13 protein-coding genes are annotated in these 16,117 nt (G+C 71.5%); 6 read left to right on the plus strand and 7 right to left on the minus strand.

Annotated features, from left to right (window positions below):
• Nucleotides 1-54 precede the first annotated feature (54 nt).
• Nucleotides 55-1,506, minus strand: coding sequence for a glycine hydroxymethyltransferase (locus SRB17_RS15985; RefSeq protein ID WP_153539095.1), 1,452 nt, complete (start codon nucleotides 1,504-1,506; stop codon nucleotides 55-57).
• Between the two features lie 406 nt (nucleotides 1,507-1,912).
• Here SRB17_RS15985 and rocD point away from each other — a divergent pair, with 406 nt between their 5' ends.
• Nucleotides 1,913-3,118, plus strand: a complete 1,206-nt coding sequence (gene rocD, locus SRB17_RS15990; RefSeq protein ID WP_153539097.1) for an ornithine--oxo-acid transaminase — start codon at nucleotides 1,913-1,915, stop codon at nucleotides 3,116-3,118.
• A gap of 258 nt (nucleotides 3,119-3,376) precedes the next feature.
• A complete protein-coding gene (locus SRB17_RS15995) occupies nucleotides 3,377-4,204 on the plus strand; it encodes a DMT family transporter (RefSeq protein WP_153539796.1) in 828 nt (275 codons plus the stop codon).
• A 98-nt stretch (nucleotides 4,205-4,302) separates the two neighbouring features.
• Here SRB17_RS15995 and SRB17_RS16000 read toward each other — a convergent pair whose 3' ends face one another.
• Nucleotides 4,303-6,705 carry an LPXTG cell wall anchor domain-containing protein gene (locus SRB17_RS16000; RefSeq protein WP_194294024.1) on the minus strand — a complete coding sequence of 801 codons (2,403 nt, stop codon included), beginning with the start codon at nucleotides 6,703-6,705 and terminating at the stop codon, nucleotides 4,303-4,305.
• Nucleotides 6,706-6,890: 185 nt separating this feature from the next.
• Here SRB17_RS16000 and SRB17_RS16005 point away from each other — a divergent pair, with 185 nt between their 5' ends.
• Complete coding sequence (locus SRB17_RS16005) at nucleotides 6,891-7,418, plus strand: hypothetical protein (protein WP_153539101.1); 528 nt, start codon at nucleotides 6,891-6,893, stop codon at nucleotides 7,416-7,418.
• 25 nt (nucleotides 7,419-7,443) lie between these two features.
• Here SRB17_RS16005 and SRB17_RS16010 read toward each other — a convergent pair whose 3' ends face one another.
• Nucleotides 7,444-8,859 (minus strand): PLP-dependent aminotransferase family protein, encoded by a 1,416-nt coding sequence (locus SRB17_RS16010; RefSeq protein ID WP_153539102.1) that lies wholly within the window; start codon nucleotides 8,857-8,859, stop codon nucleotides 7,444-7,446.
• A gap of 47 nt (nucleotides 8,860-8,906) precedes the next feature.
• Between SRB17_RS16010 and SRB17_RS16015 the strand changes: the two genes are divergently transcribed.
• The 3 genes from SRB17_RS16015 to SRB17_RS16025 are packed head-to-tail and all read left to right on the plus strand — an operon-like array spanning nucleotide 8,907 to nucleotide 10,575.
• Nucleotides 8,907-9,416, plus strand: coding sequence for a carboxymuconolactone decarboxylase family protein (locus tag SRB17_RS16015; RefSeq protein WP_153539105.1), 510 nt, complete (start codon nucleotides 8,907-8,909; stop codon nucleotides 9,414-9,416).
• Nucleotides 9,413-9,856, plus strand: a complete 444-nt coding sequence (locus SRB17_RS16020; protein ID WP_323375640.1) for a carboxymuconolactone decarboxylase family protein — start codon at nucleotides 9,413-9,415, stop codon at nucleotides 9,854-9,856. Before SRB17_RS16015 ends, SRB17_RS16020 begins: the two co-directional genes overlap by 4 nt.
• Nucleotides 9,853-10,575 (plus strand): isocitrate lyase/phosphoenolpyruvate mutase family protein, encoded by a 723-nt coding sequence (locus SRB17_RS16025; RefSeq protein WP_323375642.1) that lies wholly within the window; start codon nucleotides 9,853-9,855, stop codon nucleotides 10,573-10,575. The genes SRB17_RS16020 and SRB17_RS16025 overlap by 4 nt, the downstream gene beginning before the upstream one ends.
• A 6-nt stretch (nucleotides 10,576-10,581) precedes the next feature.
• Here the strand turns inward: SRB17_RS16025 and SRB17_RS16030 are convergent, their stop codons facing one another.
• The 4 genes from SRB17_RS16030 to SRB17_RS16045 are packed head-to-tail and all read right to left on the minus strand — an operon-like array spanning nucleotide 10,582 to nucleotide 16,106.
• The gene (locus SRB17_RS16030) at nucleotides 10,582-11,541 is read right to left on the minus strand and encodes an ABC transporter substrate-binding protein (protein WP_153539111.1); all 960 of its coding nucleotides are present in this window, start codon (nucleotides 11,539-11,541) and stop codon (nucleotides 10,582-10,584) included.
• 1 nt (nucleotide 11,542) lies between these two features.
• The gene (locus SRB17_RS16035) at nucleotides 11,543-13,477 is read right to left on the minus strand and encodes an ABC transporter permease (protein ID WP_153539112.1); all 1,935 of its coding nucleotides are present in this window, start codon (nucleotides 13,475-13,477) and stop codon (nucleotides 11,543-11,545) included.
• On the minus strand, nucleotides 13,477-14,577 hold the full coding sequence (locus SRB17_RS16040) for a quaternary amine ABC transporter ATP-binding protein (protein WP_153539115.1): 1,101 nt from the start codon (nucleotides 14,575-14,577) through the stop codon (nucleotides 13,477-13,479). The genes SRB17_RS16035 and SRB17_RS16040 overlap by 1 nt, the downstream gene beginning before the upstream one ends.
• Nucleotides 14,574-16,106 carry a GMC family oxidoreductase gene (locus tag SRB17_RS16045; RefSeq protein ID WP_153539117.1) on the minus strand — a complete coding sequence of 511 codons (1,533 nt, stop codon included), beginning with the start codon at nucleotides 16,104-16,106 and terminating at the stop codon, nucleotides 14,574-14,576. The genes SRB17_RS16040 and SRB17_RS16045 overlap by 4 nt, the downstream gene beginning before the upstream one ends.
• Nucleotides 16,107-16,117: the final 11 nt, after the last annotated feature.

Below are 16,117 nucleotides of genomic sequence, written 5' to 3' on the forward strand. Positions count from 1 at the left end.
GCGCCCCGCGGCGGGGCCGCACATTGATGCGGCCCCGCACTCCTTCGGGGCGCTTCAGCCCAGGTCGACCTGCGGATACAGCGGGAAGCCCGCCACCAGGTCCGTGGCCCGCTGGGCGATCTCCTGCGACACCTTCTCGTCCAGGACGTGGGCCGCCTTGGAGGGGGCACCCGACTTGGTGGTGCCCGGCTCCGTGGTGGTGAGGACGCGGTCGATGAGGCCGGCGACCTCGTCCATCTCGGCGGCGCCCAGACCACGGGTGGTCAGGGCGGGGGTGCCGATGCGGATGCCGGAGGTGTACCAGGCGCCGTTGGGGTCGGCCGGGATGGCGTTGCGGTTGGTGACGATGCCGGAGTCCAGCAGGGCGGCCTCGGCCTGGCGGCCGGTGAGACCGTAGGAGGTGGCGACATCGATGAGGTTGAGGTGGTTGTCCGTGCCGCCGGTCACCAGGGTCGCGCCGCGCCGCATGAGGCCCTCGGCCAGGGCGCGCGAGTTGTCGACGATGCGCTGGGCGTAGTCCTGGAAGGCGGGCTGCCGCGCCTCGGCGAGGGCGACGGCCTTGGCGGCCATGACGTGCGGCAGCGGGCCGCCGAGGACCATCGGGCAGCCGCGGTCGACCTGGTCCTTGAGGGAGTCGTCGCACAGGACCATGCCGCCGCGCGGGCCGCGCAGCGACTTGTGGGTGGTGGTGGTGACGATCTGGGCGTGCGGGATCGGGTCGAAGTCGCCGGTGAGGACCTTGCCGGCGACGAGGCCCGCGAAGTGGGCCATGTCGACCATGAGCGTGGCGCCGACCTCGTCGGCGATCTCGCGCATGATCCGGAAGTTCACCAGACGGGGGTACGCCGAGTAGCCCGCCACGATGATCAGCGGCTTGAACTCACGGGCCTGGGCGCGCAGCGCCTCGTAGTCGATGAGGCCGGTGGCCGGGTCGGTGCCGTAGGAACGCTGGTCGAACATCTTGCCGGAGATGTTCGGGCGGAAGCCGTGGGTGAGGTGGCCGCCGGCGTCCAGGGACATGCCGAGCATGCGCTGGTTGCCGAAGGCCTGGCGCAGCTCGGCCCAGTCGGCCTCGGAGAGGTCGTTGACCTGGCGGGCGCCGGTCTTCTCCAGGAAGGGGGCCTCGACCCGGTCGGCGAGGACCGCCCAGAAGGCGACGAGGTTGGCGTCGATGCCGGAGTGCGGCTGGACGTAGGCGTGGCGGGCGCCGAAGAGCGCCTTGGCGTGCTCGGCGGCCAGGGACTCCACCGTGTCGACGTTGCGGCAGCCGGCGTAGAAGCGGCGGCCGATGGTGCCCTCGGCGTACTTGTCGCTGAACCAGTTGCCCATCGCCAGCAGCGTGGCCGGGGAGGCGTAGTTCTCGGAGGCGATCAGCTTGAGCATCTCGCGCTGGTCGGTGACCTCCTGGCCGATCGCGTCGGCGACGCGCGGTTCGACGGCGCGGATGACGTCGAGGGCGGCTCGGAAGGCGGTGGACTCGGTGGAGAGGGACTGCTGCTCTGGCATGAGGACCTCCGGACGGCGTGTACAGCGTTCACGTTCGGCCCAGGCGCACGGCACTTTCCCGCTGGGGCCGCTCCCCGATGGTCCGTCCCATCCTGGGCTCTGCCGTCACATTCCCGCCTGCACCGCGACGCCTGGCACGCACATCTGCCGCGTTGTCGTCGGTCGCCGACGCTCCGCGTCGGCTCCCTCCTCCGCCTTGCAGCTGCACGCACCGGACGCCGCGGTGCCCGCCCTTCGGGCGGACGACGGGAATGTGACGGCAGAGCCCCGCGCGCCAGTCACGGCCCGCTGATCAGCCTACCGGGCGAGCCGGACGGCGCAGGTCCCCCGTCCACCATGCGAGCGACGGTAGGAAGGAGGTCACCGTCGTGTTCCCGAAGTGTTCTCGTCGGATCCGGGAGAGGCCATGACCACTGCAGAAGACCTCATCAGCGCCGCAGAGGCGCACTGTGCCCCCACCTACCGTCCGCTGCCGGTCGTCGTGGCCACGGCGGAGGGGGCGTGGATGACGGATGTGGAGGGGCGGCGGTATCTGGATCTGCTGGCCGGTTACTCGGCGCTGAACTTCGGACACGGCAACCGGCGGCTGATCGAGGCGGCGAAGGCCCAGCTGGAGCGGGTGACGCTGACGTCCCGCGCCTTTCTGCACGACCGGTTCGCGGCGTTCTGCACGGAGCTGGCCGAGCTGTGCGGGATGGAGATGGTGCTGCCCGTGAACACCGGCGCGGAGGCGGTGGAGAGCGCGGTGAAGACGGCCCGGAAGTGGGGGTACCGGGTGAAGGGGGTGCCCGCCGAGATGGCGAAGATCGTGGTCGCGGGCGGCAACTTCCACGGGCGTACGACGACCATCATCAGCTTCTCCACGGACCCCGAGGCCCGGGCTGACTTCGGGCCCTACACGCCGGGGTTCGCGATCGTGCCGTACGGCGATCTGACGGCGATGCGGGAGGCGCTGACGGAGAACACCGTGGCGGTGCTGCTGGAGCCGATCCAGGGCGAGAACGGCGTGATCGTGCCACCGGCCGGCTATCTCCCCGCGGTCCGGGAGCTGACCCGCGAGCGCAACGTGCTCTTCGTCGCCGACGAGGTCCAGTCGGGTCTCGGCCGCACCGGGCGGACCTTCGCGTGCGAGCACGAGGGGGTGGTCCCGGACATGTATGTGCTGGGCAAGGCGCTGGGCGGCGGGATCGTGCCGGTCTCGGCGGTGGTGTCGAGCGCGCAGGTGCTCGGGGTGTTCCGGCCGAACGAGCACGGCTCGACGTTCGGCGGGAATCCGCTGGCCTGCGCGGTGGCACTGGAGGTGATCGCGATGCTGCGCACGGGCGAGTTCCAGGCGCGGGCGGCCGAGCTGGGCGAACGGATGCACCGGGCGCTGGGGGCGCTGCTCGAGACGGGCGCGGTGACGGCGGTGCGCGGGCGTGGGCTGTGGGCGGGCGTGGACATCGCGCGGAAGGCCGGCACGGCGAGGGAGGTCTCGGAGCGGCTGATGGACCGCGGGGTGCTGGTGAAGGACACCCACAGCGCCACCGTACGGATCGCTCCGCCGCTGGTGATCAGCGAGGAGGACCTGGACTGGGGGCTGGAGCAGTTCCGGGCGGTGCTGAGCGGCTGAGCGCAGGGGCCAGAGGATCACGTCCAGAGGATCACGTGCGGCAGGAAGCGGGCGTACTCGTCGGTGATCAGACCGGAGGACTCGCGGATGCCGAGGCCGGCGGCGGCCGGCAGGCCCACTCCCCCGTGTCTGTGCCTGCGCTCGCGTCTTCGTCTGCGCGGCCCGATGTCCGCCGTCGGCCCTAGAGAACGGTAAGAGCGCAGGCCACTGGGGGTGGCCGGATCAGCCGTCTCCTAGAGTCCCTTTGTGGTCTTTGGAATGGTGTGCGCCCTTGGCGCGGCGGTCTGCTTCGGCACCGCGACGGTGTTGCAGGCGGTCGCGGCGCGTGAAGCCGGTACGGGCGAGGGCGGCGAGGCGGCCCTGCTGCTGCGTGCGCTCAGGCAGTGGCGGTACATCGCCGGACTGGCGCTGGACGGGCTCGGCTTCCTGTTCCAGATCGCGGCGCTGCGCTCCCTGCCGATCTATGCCGTCGGCGCTGCCCTGGCGTCGAGTCTCGCGGTGACCGCGGTGGTGGCGGCGCGCCTGCTGCGGGTGCGGCTGAGCGGCACGGAGTGGAGCGCGGTGGCCGTGGTGTGCGCCGGGCTCGCCATGCTGGGGCTGGCGTCCGGGCCGGAGGGCAAGGAGGTCGGCTCGGCCGCGCTGGGTTATGTGATGCTCGGCGTGGCGGTCGGGATGCTGCTGCTCGCCCTCGCGGGCGGGAGGCTGTCCGGCCCGGGGCGGGCGCTGGCGCTCGGGCTCGGGGCCGGGTTCGGCTTCGGGGTGGTGGAGGTGACGGTCCGGCTGATCGACAGTCTGGCGCCACTGGATCTCCTGGCCAACCCGGCGGCCTACGCGCTGCTGATCGGGGGTGGCGCCGCGTTCATGCTGCTGACATCGGCTCTTCAGCGGGGGTCCGTGACGACCGCCACCGCCGGCATGGTGATCGGCGAGACGATCGGTCCGGCGGCGGTGGGCGTGGTGTGGCTGGGCGACCGTACGCGGGAGGGGCTGGCCTGGCTGGCGGTGCTGGGGTTCCTGGTGGCCGTGGTAGGGGCGCTGGCGCTGGCACGGTTCGGGGAGGCGCCGGCGGTGGCCGAGGAAGGCTGAGGCCCCAACAGGGACGCCCTCATCAGGCGGGCCCCCACCCGAGGAAATCCTCTCGGGTGGGGGCCCGCCTTGTGCCGGACCGGCCGGCGCTCGGGGTCTTACCCCTCGCCGGTGGTACGGCGGCGCCTGAACCAGAGCAGGCCGATTCCGGCCGCGAGGAGTACGGCGGCGATCCCGGCGGCGGTGAGTACCTGGGTTCCGGTGCTCGCGAGGCCGCCGCCCTTGTCGTCATCGGCGGGCGGTGTGTGTCCCCCCGCCGGGGTGGAGTGTCCCGGGGCCGGGGTGTGGCTCGCCGGGGGTGTGGTGGGCTGGTGGGTGGGGGTGCCGGTGGGCGTGGGGGCCGGGGTCGGGTTGCCCCCGGTGCCGGTGGACCCGGTGCCGCCGCCGAGGAGGGCCAGCTTCGGGTTGTCGGCGCTCTCCGCCTGGGCCTGAGTGGCGATCCTGGTCGTCTTCCTCAGGTGCGGGTGCTCGACCTGGAACTCGACACGGGTGATGTTGCGGCGCGGTGCCTTGCCGAAGTCGACGCCGCCCATGACGCACATCTTCTGCTGGCCGCCGAACTCGCAGGGATAGGAGTAGTCGCCCTTGGTGAAGGACACCATGTACTCGTCCCAGGTCTTCTTCGGCGTCCACGTGGCGTTCGGGGCGCGCAGCGGCCACCGGGTGATGTTGCCGCTGTTGATGAGGGAGTGGTAGTCGGTGGCCTGCTGCGCGTCCTGCTGGCGGACGTACTCGGCGGCGACGCGGGCGCTGTAGACGCGGCGCAGGTCGGCGTACTGGGGAGCGGTGTTCACCTTCTCCTCGACGCCGGGCACGATGTACTGCTTGAGCAGGTTGTTCGCGGTGGTCTGCTGGGCCTTGGTCAGGGTGCAGGTGCCGTTGGGGTCGGGGGTCTTGCGCTCGATGTGGGCGACGTTGACCTTCAGCGGCGTGTCGAGGATGTAGAGGCCGTCGTCGTCGGCGCGGACCTTGGCGGTCCTGGGCGTGATCCACAGGCGGATGGTGTCTCCGCAGTCGAGTCCGGCGGCCCGCATGGCGTCCCAGTACTTCTTGCCCGGGTCCTTGCGGGGGTCGACGTCCTTGGCGTAGTCGTGCTTCATCTGGAGGTCGGCCTGCAGCAGCACGCGTCCGGCGTCGGTCTTGCCGAACGTCCTGTCCATGATCGTGTCGGGCTGGTCCGGGTTGAGGTTGACCCAGAACTTGTCCGGGGTGAGGGCGAGCCAGGTGAAGAAGGAGTCGGAGATCAGCTGGGCCTTGGCCTTGCCGCCCCAGCCGTAGTCCTTGCTCTCGTCCTGGATCCGGTTCGCGGAGAAGGCGTAGGGCAGGCCCTTGCCCTTCACGGGCTTGCCCACGTAGGAGAGGTCGAGGGTGGAGAAGTCCACTCCGCCCGGCCCGCGCACGCCGAAGTTGGCAGCGCCGTTCCTCCCGATGCGCTGGAGCTGCCGCTCCATGTCGAGGGGGGTGGCCGGGGACCGGCTGATGGTGCGGGAGGCGCCGCCGGCGGCCCGGTTGTCGCCGTTCACGGCGAAGTTCGGGTCCGCGAGCGTCGAGCCCGACACGTTCTTGTAGGCGACGGACTTGTACCTGGGAACGTCGGTGGACAGGTGCTCGTACGCCCGCACGCGGGACTGGCCGTTCGCGTCCTTGTAGGCGTCGGCCATGCGGCCGAGGTACTTGGTGGTGGCGGAGTCCTTGGACTGGCCGTTGACGTAGGCGATCCTCCCGTTGTTGAAGCGGGGGTCTTCCAGGAACTTCTGGTTCGCGAAGTCCTGCCCGGTGTCACGGCCCGGGCCCGCCTTGAACTCCAGGAACTGGCCCGTCTTGTAGTTGACGGCGTCGAACTTGCGGACCAGCGGCTTCATCCGGCCGGTCTTGGGGTCCTTGACCATGACGGTCTTGCCGTCTTTGTCCTTGATCTCGATCTCTTCCTGGCACAGCCAGTCCTCGCCGACCAGGCCGAGATCGTTGATCACCTTCGTCTCGAAGGCGGCACCGCGCTTGTTGTTGTTGTTCGGCAGGATGTACCCGTCCGACAGCCACTTCGAGAACGTCGAGTACTTCGGCGTCCTGCCCTGGTTGTCGGCGAGGTACTTCTTGTAGCGGGCGTAGACGCGCTCTTCGCTGTTCTCCGGGTACTTCGTGTAGGGCTTGTCGAACGTGTCGAGGAAGGCGTCCCGCTGCTTGATCTGCTCCTCGGTCGGGTTCTCCGCGTCCCCTGGCAGCGTCAGGCCGTCGAAGGTCTGCCGCGGGGCGTCGAAGGGGTAGGAGTCCCAGTCGCCCGGGGCTCGGACGTGGATGTTGCGGTCCCACGGCAGGTTGTTCGTGCCCGGATTCGTCGAGGTGACGCCGGGGAGGCTGTCGCAGCGCTTGCCCTTGGCCGCGTACGCGGCGTCGCCCGGCAGGCCCGGCAGCCCGGTCAGGGTCAGAACACCCGCCGCGGCTAAGGCCAGTACGGCACGCGCCCACACGCCCCGACGGGGCGCACCTATCTGTTGAGTCACGAGGTTTCTCCACTGGGAGCCCACACCATGTGGGTTCTCGTACGGCGCCAGGGGCCCCCGTTGCATGTGTGGCGCCGCAGGAAGCCTCACCCTATGCACCGAGCCGGTTGACGCGGGCCCGTCAACTCGCCCCGCACACAGGATCGTCACAACCTGGCGCACCCGCCGGTCGTAGAGTCACGGGCATGCGTCCCATCGACGACCCGTCCTACCGTGACAACCCGCACCTGACCGCCTGGCTGGACACCGCCCGCGCCGACTTCGTGGCCCTCGCCGAACGGACCGGCGGTCAATGGGACTTCTCCCCCGCCTCCCTCCCCCGCCTCGAACGCCTCGTCCTGGACCGCTACGCCACCTGGGAGGAGCAGTACGACGACCGGCGGGGCCCGTTCCTGCGGGCGGTCGCCTGGTACCTGGGCGAAGTCCTCGTACGGCACCACGACGCGGTCTGGGTGTGGGCGCCCGACACCCCCTGCCCGAGCCGGGAACGGTCGTGCCCGTCCCTGACCTACCCGTACGACCGGCTCACCGAGCGGGAGGCCGAAGCCGTCGCCGCGTCGGAGGAGGAGGGCGAGTCCCTGCTCCCGGCCGTCGATCCGCACCAGCTCGTCGGCGCCCTCTACCGGGCGAAGGACTCCCATCTGAGCGTCGCCCTGGAGCACTTCGAGGGCTGGCGTGCCGACCTCGCCCCCTGGATGCCCTCGGACACGTGACCGGGCCACGGCCCGCACCGGCGCCCTACGGCAACACCCTGCACAACGCCTCCAAGGCCCCCGCCCACGCGCTGTCCGGCAGGGTCGCGTACCCCACGACCAGCGCGTCCAACGGCTCGGCGACGGCCTGTTCGTGGCGGTGGCGGGCGAGGCCGTGGAGGGCCAGGCCCTGCCAGGCCGCGGCCTGGATCACCGACTGTTCCAGGCCGGTCGGCAGGCGCAGCACCGCGTGCAGGCCGGCGGCGATGCCGGTGACCGTCACCTCGGGGGCGCGGGCGGAGACGGCGGCGGCGAGGGCGTCGCGACGGCGCCGGTAGCGCAGCCGGGAGGAGCGGACGTGGCGGTCGTACGCGCCGGAGGTGATGAACTCGGCGAGGGTGAGCTGCTCCAGCACCCCCACGGTGTCGGTGCCGCCCTTGACCGAGGCCGCCTCCTCCGCCAGGGACGGCGGCAGCACCATCCAGCCCAGTCGCAGTCCGGGGGCAAGGGACTTGCTGGCGGTGCCGAAGTAGATCACGCGGTCGGGGTCGAGGCCCTGGAGGGCGCCGACGGGCTGGCGGTCGTAGCGGAACTCGCCGTCGTAGTCGTCCTCCAGGATCAGCCCGCCGGTGCGCCGCGCCCAGTCCACGACGGCGGCCCGCCGGTCGGGGTGCAGGAGCGTGCCCATGGGGAACTGGTGGGCCGGGGTCAGCATGACCGCACCCTGCTCGCCCAACGCCCTTGTGTCGGTGCCGAGTTCGTCGTACGGGAGGGCCGGTGTGGCCAGTCCGGACCGCTGGAGCAGACCCCAGTAGGCGTCGAGGCCGTACGACTCGACGGCCACCGTCCGCACCCCGCGTGCCCGCAGCAGGGTGCCGGTGAGGTGCAGCGCGTGGGCGAAACCGGAGGTGATCAGCACCCGCTCCGGGTCGGTGCGGACGCCGCGTACCCGCGCGAGATAGCCGGCGAGGGCGGTGCGCAGGTCGGGGTGGCCGCGCGGGTCGCCGTAGCCGAGGGCTTGGTACGGGGTGGTGGTGAGGGCGCGGCGGGCGGCCTTGAGCCATGCGGCGCGAGGGAAGGCGGCGAGGTCGGGGACGCCGGGGACGAGGCTGTACGTCGGGCGGGCCGGCTCCACGCGGCGCGGGGCCACTCCCCTGCCGGGCACCTGCCCCCTACCGGACGGCGGGACGGCCGCGGCCCCTTCCGCCACCCGGGTGCCCGAGCCCTGCCGGGCCGTGAGCCAGCCCTCCGCCACCAGCTCCGCGTAGGCCTCGGCGACGGTGTTGCGGGCGATGCCGAGGTCGGCGGCGAGGGAGCGGGAGGAGGGCAGCCGGGTGCCGGGGGCGAGGCGGCCGGTGCGGACGGCCTCGCGCAGGGCGTCGGTCAGGCCCCGGCGCAGCCCGCCCGCGCCGGTCGGTTCGAGGTGCAGATCGACGCCCAGAGTGGCCCAGGATTCCACCATGGAAATGGACCATACTCCTGGGCTGCCTTGCCTCTAGGGTCGAAGACATGAGCACAGAGACCAGCATCCGGAAGACCGACGCGTACGTCCCCGAGCACACCCCCCGCATGAACTGGGCCGAGCACGCCCCCGAGGTGTTCAAGGCGATGATCCGGCTCGACGCGGCGGCCCGGCAGGGCCTCGACCCCACGCTGTACGCGCTGGTGAAGATCCGCGCCTCGCAGATCAACCACTGCGCCCTGTCCCTGGACATGCACACCAAGGACGCACTGGCCGCCGGCGAGAGCGTCGAGCGGATCGTGCAGCTCAGCGCCTGGGAGGAGTCCAAGCACTTCTACACCGCGAAGGAACTGGCCGCGATCGAGCTGACCGAGGCGATCACCGTGCTGACGGAAGGGTTCGTGCCCGACGAGGTGTACGAGAAGGCCGCCCAGCACTTCGAGGAGGCCGAGCTGGCCCAGCTGATCGCCGGGATCACGGTGATCAACACCTGGAACCGGTTCGGTGTCAGCACCCGCCAGGTGCCCGGCCACTACCAGCCGGGGCGGCACAAGTGAACCGTACCCAGCTGCTGGACCCGGAGGTCGGCCGGGCGATGTCCGCGCTCAGCGCGGCCGCGAAGCGGGGGCTCGGTGATCCGGTCCTCGCCGAGCTGGTGATGATCCGGGCCTCTCAGATCAACCACTGCGCGTTCTGCCTCGACATGCACCTGGGGCTGGCGCGGAAGAACGGCGAGTCGGAGGACCGGATCCAGCTCCTGGCCGCCTGGGAGGAGACCGAGGACCTCTACAGCGAGCGTGAGCGCGCCGCACTCGCGCTGACCGAGGCGATCACCGTGCTGACCGAGGGCTTTGTGCCGGACGAGGTGTACGACAGCGCCGCCAAGGTCTTCGACGAGTCCGAACTCGCCCATCTCGTCGGCCTGATCACCGTCATCAACGGCTGGAACCGGATCATGGTCAGCCGCCGCATCCCGCCCGGGGGGTATCAGCCGTGAGCAAGGTGGACGTTTTCCGCGCGCTGCATCTGCGGCGTGCTCAGGATGACCCGCTGGTCCTGCCCGGCCCCTGGGACGCGGCGAGCGCGCGCGCCTTCGCGGAGGCCGGGTTCCCGGCGCTGGCCACGCCGAGCGCCGGGGTGGCCGCCTCGCTCGGGTACGCGGACGGGGCCACCCCGGCCGACGAGATGTTCGCCGCGGTCGCCCGGATCGCGCGGGCGGTGGACGTGCCGGTGTCGGCGGACATCGAGGGTGGGTACGGCCTCGCGCCGAAGGAGATCGTGGAGCGGCTGCTGGAGGTGGGCGCCGTCGGCTGCAACCTCGAGGACTCGAACGGCGGTGTCCTCAAGGACCCGCACCAGCACGCCGAGTTCCTCGCCGAGGTCCGCTCGGCCGCCGCCGACCGGCTGTTCGTCAACGCCCGCGTCGACACCTTCGTGCACGGCGACAAGGACCCCGAGCGCGCCATCGAGCGGGCGGCGTCGTACGTGGCGGCGGGCGCGGACTGCGTCTATCCGATCCTCGCCCCCGCCGCCGTACTGCCCCTGCTGCGGGCCGGCGTCCAGGGCCCGCTGAACGCACTGGGCCGCCTGGACGGCGAGGGCCCCTCGCCCGCCCGGCTCGGCGAACTGGGGGCCACCCGCGTCACCTTCGGACCGGGATGCCAGCGGCGGGCCACCGCGGCGGTCCAGGACATCGCCGACGCGCTCAGGACATAGAGGCGTTCAGGAAAGCCACCGCTTCCACACGTCAGGGTGGCTGTCCACCCACTTCTTCGCCGCGTCCTGGGGTGACAGCTTCTGGTCGGCGATCATCAGGGAGACCTCGTTCTGGTCCTCGGTCGTCCACCGGAACTTCTTCAGGAAGGCCGCCGCCTTGCCGCCGGACCTGGCGAAGCCGGCGTTGAGGTACTTCTGCAGCGGGGTGTGCGGGTAGGAGCAGGCGACCTTCGCCGCGTCCGCGTCGCAGCCGTCCTTGTAGGGCGGCAGCTTCACCTCGGTCATGGGGACCTTCCTGAACAGCCACTGGGGGGCGTACCAGTAGGTCAGGAAGGGCTTCTTCTCCTTGGCGAACTGCTTCATCTGGGTGATCTGGGCGGCCTCGGAGCCGGCGAAGACGACCTGGTAGTCCAGGTTCAGGTTCTTCACCAGGGCCTTGTCGTTGGTGACGTACGACGGGGAGCCGTCCATCAGCTGGCCCTTGCCGCCGCTCTCCGCGGTGCGGAAGAGGGAGGCGTACTTGTCGAGGTTCTTCCAGTTCGTGATGTCCGGGTGCTGCTTGGCCAGGTAGGTGGGGACGAACCAGCCGATGTGGCCGGTGACCCCGAGGTCGCCGGCCCGCGCGATCGTCTTCTTGTCCTCGACGTACCGCTTCTCCTGGTCGGGGTGGCCCCAGTCCTCCAGGATGGCGTCGACCCGGCCCTGGCTGAGCGCGTCCCAGGCGGGCACCTCGTCGACCTGCACGGTGTCGACGCGGTAGCCGAGCTCGTGCTCCAGGAGGTACTGGGCGACGGCGACGTTGGACTGCGCGCCCACCCAGGACTGCACGGACAGGGTGACCGACTTCGCGCCCTGGGCGTTCGCGAACGGCGAGGCCTGCTTGGTCATGTCGGCGGCGCCGCAGCCGGTGAGCAGGGCGAGCGCGGATGCTCCGGCGGCCACCGTGAGTGTCGTACGGAATCGCATGTCACGCTCCCTTCGTCGTGCGTCGCTCGGTCGGCTGGGTCACCCGGTCCAGCATCAGGCCCAGGCAGACGATCGCGGCGCCGGCCACCAGACCGGTCGCCAGGTCGCCCTGGGCGAGGCCGAAGGCCACGTTGTAGCCGAGGGCGCCACCGCCGACCAGGCCGCCGATGATGACGACCGCGAGGACGAGGACCACGCCCTGGTTGACAGCGAGCAGCAACGACCGTTTGGCGAGCGGGAGTTGGACCTGCCACAGCTGCTGCCGGCCGGTCGCGCCGAGCGAGCGCGCCGACTCCAGCGCGGCCGGGTCGACCTGGCGCAGACCCTGCGCGGTGATCCGGACGACGGCGGGCAGCGCGTAGACGACAGCCGCGGCGACGGCGGGGGCGCGGCCCACGCCGAACAGGGCGACGACCGGGATCAGGTACACGAACTGCGGCATGGTCTGGAACACGTCCAGGACCGGGCGCAGCGCGCGTTCGACGCGGTCGCTGCGGGCGGCGGCGATGCCGGTCGCGAAGCCGAGGACCAGGGTGACGGCGACGGCCGCGAGCACCTGGGACAGTGTGTCGAGGGCGGGCTCCCAGACCCCGAGCACGCCGATCGCGGCCATGGCGAGGACGGCGGTCAGGGCGGTGCGCCAGGTGCCGATCGACCAGGCCAGGGCGGCCACGATCAGCAGCACCGTCCACCAGGGCAGCCACTGCAGTCCGCCGCGCACGGGGTCCAGGACCCAGGTGGTGAAGTGCCCCGCCCAGTCGGCCGTACCGCCGATGACCGGGACGCCGGAGTAGAGGTGGTTGGTCATCCAGTCGACGGCGCGGTTGACCGGTTCGGCGATGTCCAGGGTCCAGCCGGAGGGCCAGTCGAGGCGGCCGAGGAGCCGGGCGGCCAGGGCGACGGCCACGGTGACGGCGAGGGCGTACGGCCAGCCGATGGTCTTCGGGCGCGTGGCGCCGGTGCCTGCGCCCGCGGCTGCGGTCACCCGGTCCAGGACGATCGCCAGCAGCACGATCGGGATGCCGGCGGCGAGGGCCTGGCCGACGTCGACCGAGGCGAGCGCCTGGTAGACGCGGTCACCGAGGCCGCCGGCGCCGATGACCGAGGCGATGACGGCCATGGACAGCGCCATCATGATCGTCTGGTTGAGGCCGAGGAGGAGTTCCCCCCGGGCCAGCGGGATGCGGGCGGTCAGCAGCCGCTGGCGGCGGGTCGCGCCGAGCGACTCCACGGCCTCCAGGACTTCGGGGTCGGCGCCGCGCAGGCCGAGCGCGGTGAGGCGGGCCATCGGCGGGGCGGCGTACACGACGGTGGCGAGCACCGCCGCGGGGACGCCGATGCCGAAGACCAGGACGACGGGGAGGAGGTAGGCGAAGGCCGGGAGCACCTGCATGGTGTCCAGGACCGGGCGCAGGGCGCGGTCCAGGCGGTCGGACAGGCCGGCGGCGAGGCCGAGGAGCGCGCCGACGACCACGGAGGCGAGGACGGCCACCACCATGAGCGCGAGGGTCTGCATGGTCGGGACCCACATGCCGAGGGCGCCGCAGGCGAGGAAGGCGACCGCCGTGCCGGCGGCCAGCCGGGGGCCGGCGACGCGCCAGGCGAGCAGGGCGCCGAACGCCGTCACACCGGTCCAGCCGGCGGCGAGCAGGGTGAGGTAGACGGCTCGCACGGACAGCACGACCGCGTTGCTGATGTAGCCGAAGAAGTACAGGAACAGCGGGTGGCTGTCGCGGTTGTCGATGACCCAGTTGCTGGCGCTGGTGAGCGGCTTGTCCAGGCTGACGGTCAGGTGGTGGGGCCACGAGCCGCCGTGGAGCAGGGGCAGCAGTACGGCGGTGACGAGCGCGAGCAGGAGCAGCTTTGCCGCGGTCCGGCTCTTCAGCAGGCGGAGGGTGTGCGCGCGGGAGGAGGTCGCGACGGTGAGCGTTGCCATCAGACGGCCTCCGGACTGGTGCGGGGGCCGGGTACGCACACGTCTATGCCTGCCACGACATCCAGCAGCAGCTCGTGGTCCACGGTTCCGATGCAGTTGCCGCCCTCCACCACGCACGCGGGGGTGCCGGTCTCGGCCACGGTCCTGATCGCGTCCGCGACCACCGCGTCCGGGGTGAGGGCGCCGGGGTGCTCGGAGCCGCCGCAGTCGCCCGGCTTCATCGCCGTACGGACCGTCATCACCTGCTCGCGCGGGACGTCCCGCACGAACTCGCGGACGTAGTCGTCGGCCGGGGAGCCCACGATCTCCTCCGGCGTGCCCAGTTGGACGACCTTGCCGTCGCGCATCAGGGCGATGCGGTCGCCGAGCTTGAGGGCCTCGGAGAGGTCGTGGGTGATGAAGACCATCGTGCGGCCCTCCTCGCGGTGCAGGCGGGCCACCTCGTCCTGCATGTCACGGCGGATGAGCGGGTCGAGGGCGCTGAACGGCTCGTCGAAGAGCAGGACCTCGGGGTCGACCGCCAAGGCCCGCGCGAGCCCGACCCGCTGGCGCTGACCGCCGGAGAGCTGGGCGGGGCGGCGGTGTTCCATGCCTTCGAGGCCGACCTTGGCGACGACGGCGGCGGCCCGCTCGCGCCGCTCGGCCCTGCCCATGCCCTGGATCTCCAGGCCGTACGCCACGTTGTCGAGGACCGTGCGGTGCGGGAGCAGGCCGAAGTGCTGGAAGACCATGGCGGCCCGGTGCCGGCGCAGTTCGCGCAGGCGGGACTTGTCCATCGCGCGGACGTCCTCGCCGTCGATGGAGATGCTGCCCGCCGTCGGTTCGATCAGCCGGGTGAGGCAGCGGACCAGGGTGGACTTGCCGGACCCGGACAGGCCCATGACCACGAAGACCTCGCCCTTGCGGACGTCGAAGGAGACGTCACGGACGGCGGCCGTACAGCCGGTGCGGGCGCGCAGCTCGGCGGGGTCGAGGGCGCCGAGTCCGGGGTCGGCGGGGATCCGCTGCGGCTTCGGGCCGAAGACCTTCCACAGGCCGTCGACGGAGAAGACAGGGGCGTTGGTGGTGGGCGGCTTGCGGGTGGGGACGGTGGGGGTCATCGGGCGTCACCTCCGAGCAGGTCGACGGCCTTCTCCCCGACCATGAGCACCCCGATCATCGGGTTCACGGCGGTCATCGTCGGGAAGACGGACGCGTCGGCGATGCGGATGCCGTCGAGGCCCCGGATCTTCAACTCCGGGTCCACTACGGCGCGTTCGTCGTCGGCGGCGCCCATCCTGCAGGTGCCGGCCGGGTGGTAGACGGTGTGCGCGACCTTGCGGGCGTACTCGCCGAGTTCGGCGTCGCCCTGGATCTCGGGGCCGGGGCAGACCTCGCGCTTGAGCCAGCTCGCGAGCGGCTCGGTCGTGGCGATCTCACGGGCGATGCGGATGCCGTCGACGAGGGTCCGGCCGTCGTAGTCGTCCTCGTCGGTGAAGTAGCGGAAGTCGAGGGCGGGCTTCACGGACGGGTCGGCGCTGGTGAGGTACAGGCGTCCGCGGCTCTTCGGCTTGGGGATGTTCGGGGTCATCGAGACGCCGTACCGCGGGCGTTCGTAGCCGAGGCGTTCCGGGTTGTCCGTGAACGGGACCTGGTAGAAGTGGAACATCAGGTCCGGGCCCGCGTGTCCGGGGTCGCGGCGCACGAACAGGCCCGCGTCGGAGTCCATCGCGGAGTTCTCCGGGATCGGGCCGTGGGTCTCCCAGACGATGACCGACTCGGGGTGGTCCAGCAGGTTCTCGCCGACGCCCGGCAGGTCGTGGACGACGGGGATGCCCAGCCCTTCGAGGTCTCCCCGGGGTCCGATGCCCGAGTGCAGCAGCAGGCGGGGGGAGTCGACGGCGCCCGCGCACAGGACCACCTCGTTCCGGGCCCGGACCAGCAGTTCCTCGCCGTCCTTGGTCCGCACATGGACACCCTCGGCACGGGTGCCGTCCAGCTGGAGCTTGTACGCCCAGGTCTCCAGCAGGATCGTCAGGTTGGGGCGCTCGTCCATCACGGGGTGCAGATACGCCACCGACGCCGAGGAACGCTTGTTGTTCTCGGGGTGGTAGGCGAGGTCGAAGAAGCCGACGCCCTCCGTGAACGGCTTCTTGTTGAAGCCCTCGACGCGGGGGACGCCGAGCGCGGCCTGGGCGGCGTCGACGAAGTCGCGGGCGATGGCGTTCCGGTCCTTCTCGTCGACGGAGACGATGTTGTTCTTCAGGCGGGCGAAATAGGCCTCCATGGGGACGGCGCCCCAGCCCTTGGCGCCGGCCTCCTCCCACTCGTCCCAGTCGGACGGCAGCGGCTTGAAGGAGATGAGGGTGTTGTGGGAGGAGCAGCCGCCGAGGACGCGGGCGCGGCTGTGCCGGATGTGGGAGTTGCCGCGGGGCTGCTCCACCGTCGGGTAGTCGTAGTCGAGGTCGCCGCCGAGCAGGCCCATCCAGCGGCGCAGGGTGAGGACGTCGTCGCGGCCGACGTCGCTCGGGCCGCCCTCGATGACGGCGACGGTGACGTCCGGGTTCTCGGTGAGGCGGGAGGCGATGACGGAGCCCGCGGTGCCGCCGCCGATGACGACGTAGTCGTAGACGTGGGGGGTGTGGGACATGGGGGTACTAC

The organism is Streptomyces sp. RB17 (assembly GCF_009604455.1).
Classification (GTDB): domain Bacteria; phylum Actinomycetota; class Actinomycetes; order Streptomycetales; family Streptomycetaceae; genus Streptomyces.

Bases quoted from the DNA above. Each gene is read 5' to 3' on its own strand.
- SRB17_RS15985 (WP_153539095.1), bottom strand. From the start codon at position 1,506: ATGCCAGAGCAGCAGTCCCTCTCCACCGAGTCCACCGCCTTCCGAGCC.
- rocD (WP_153539097.1), top strand. From the start codon at position 1,913: ATGACCACTGCAGAAGACCTCATCAGCGCCGCAGAGGCGCACTGTGCC.
- SRB17_RS15995 (WP_153539796.1), top strand. From the start codon at position 3,377: ATGGTGTGCGCCCTTGGCGCGGCGGTCTGCTTCGGCACCGCGACGGTG.
- SRB17_RS16005 (WP_153539101.1), top strand. From the start codon at position 6,891: ATGCGTCCCATCGACGACCCGTCCTACCGTGACAACCCGCACCTGACC.
- SRB17_RS16010 (WP_153539102.1), bottom strand. From the start codon at position 8,859: ATGGTGGAATCCTGGGCCACTCTGGGCGTCGATCTGCACCTCGAACCG.
- SRB17_RS16015 (WP_153539105.1), top strand. From the start codon at position 8,907: ATGAGCACAGAGACCAGCATCCGGAAGACCGACGCGTACGTCCCCGAG.
- SRB17_RS16030 (WP_153539111.1), bottom strand. From the start codon at position 11,541: ATGCGATTCCGTACGACACTCACGGTGGCCGCCGGAGCATCCGCGCTC.
- SRB17_RS16035 (WP_153539112.1), bottom strand. From the start codon at position 13,477: ATGGCAACGCTCACCGTCGCGACCTCCTCCCGCGCGCACACCCTCCGC.
- SRB17_RS16040 (WP_153539115.1), bottom strand. From the start codon at position 14,577: ATGACCCCCACCGTCCCCACCCGCAAGCCGCCCACCACCAACGCCCCT.
- SRB17_RS16045 (WP_153539117.1), bottom strand. From the start codon at position 16,106: ATGTCCCACACCCCCCACGTCTACGACTACGTCGTCATCGGCGGCGGC.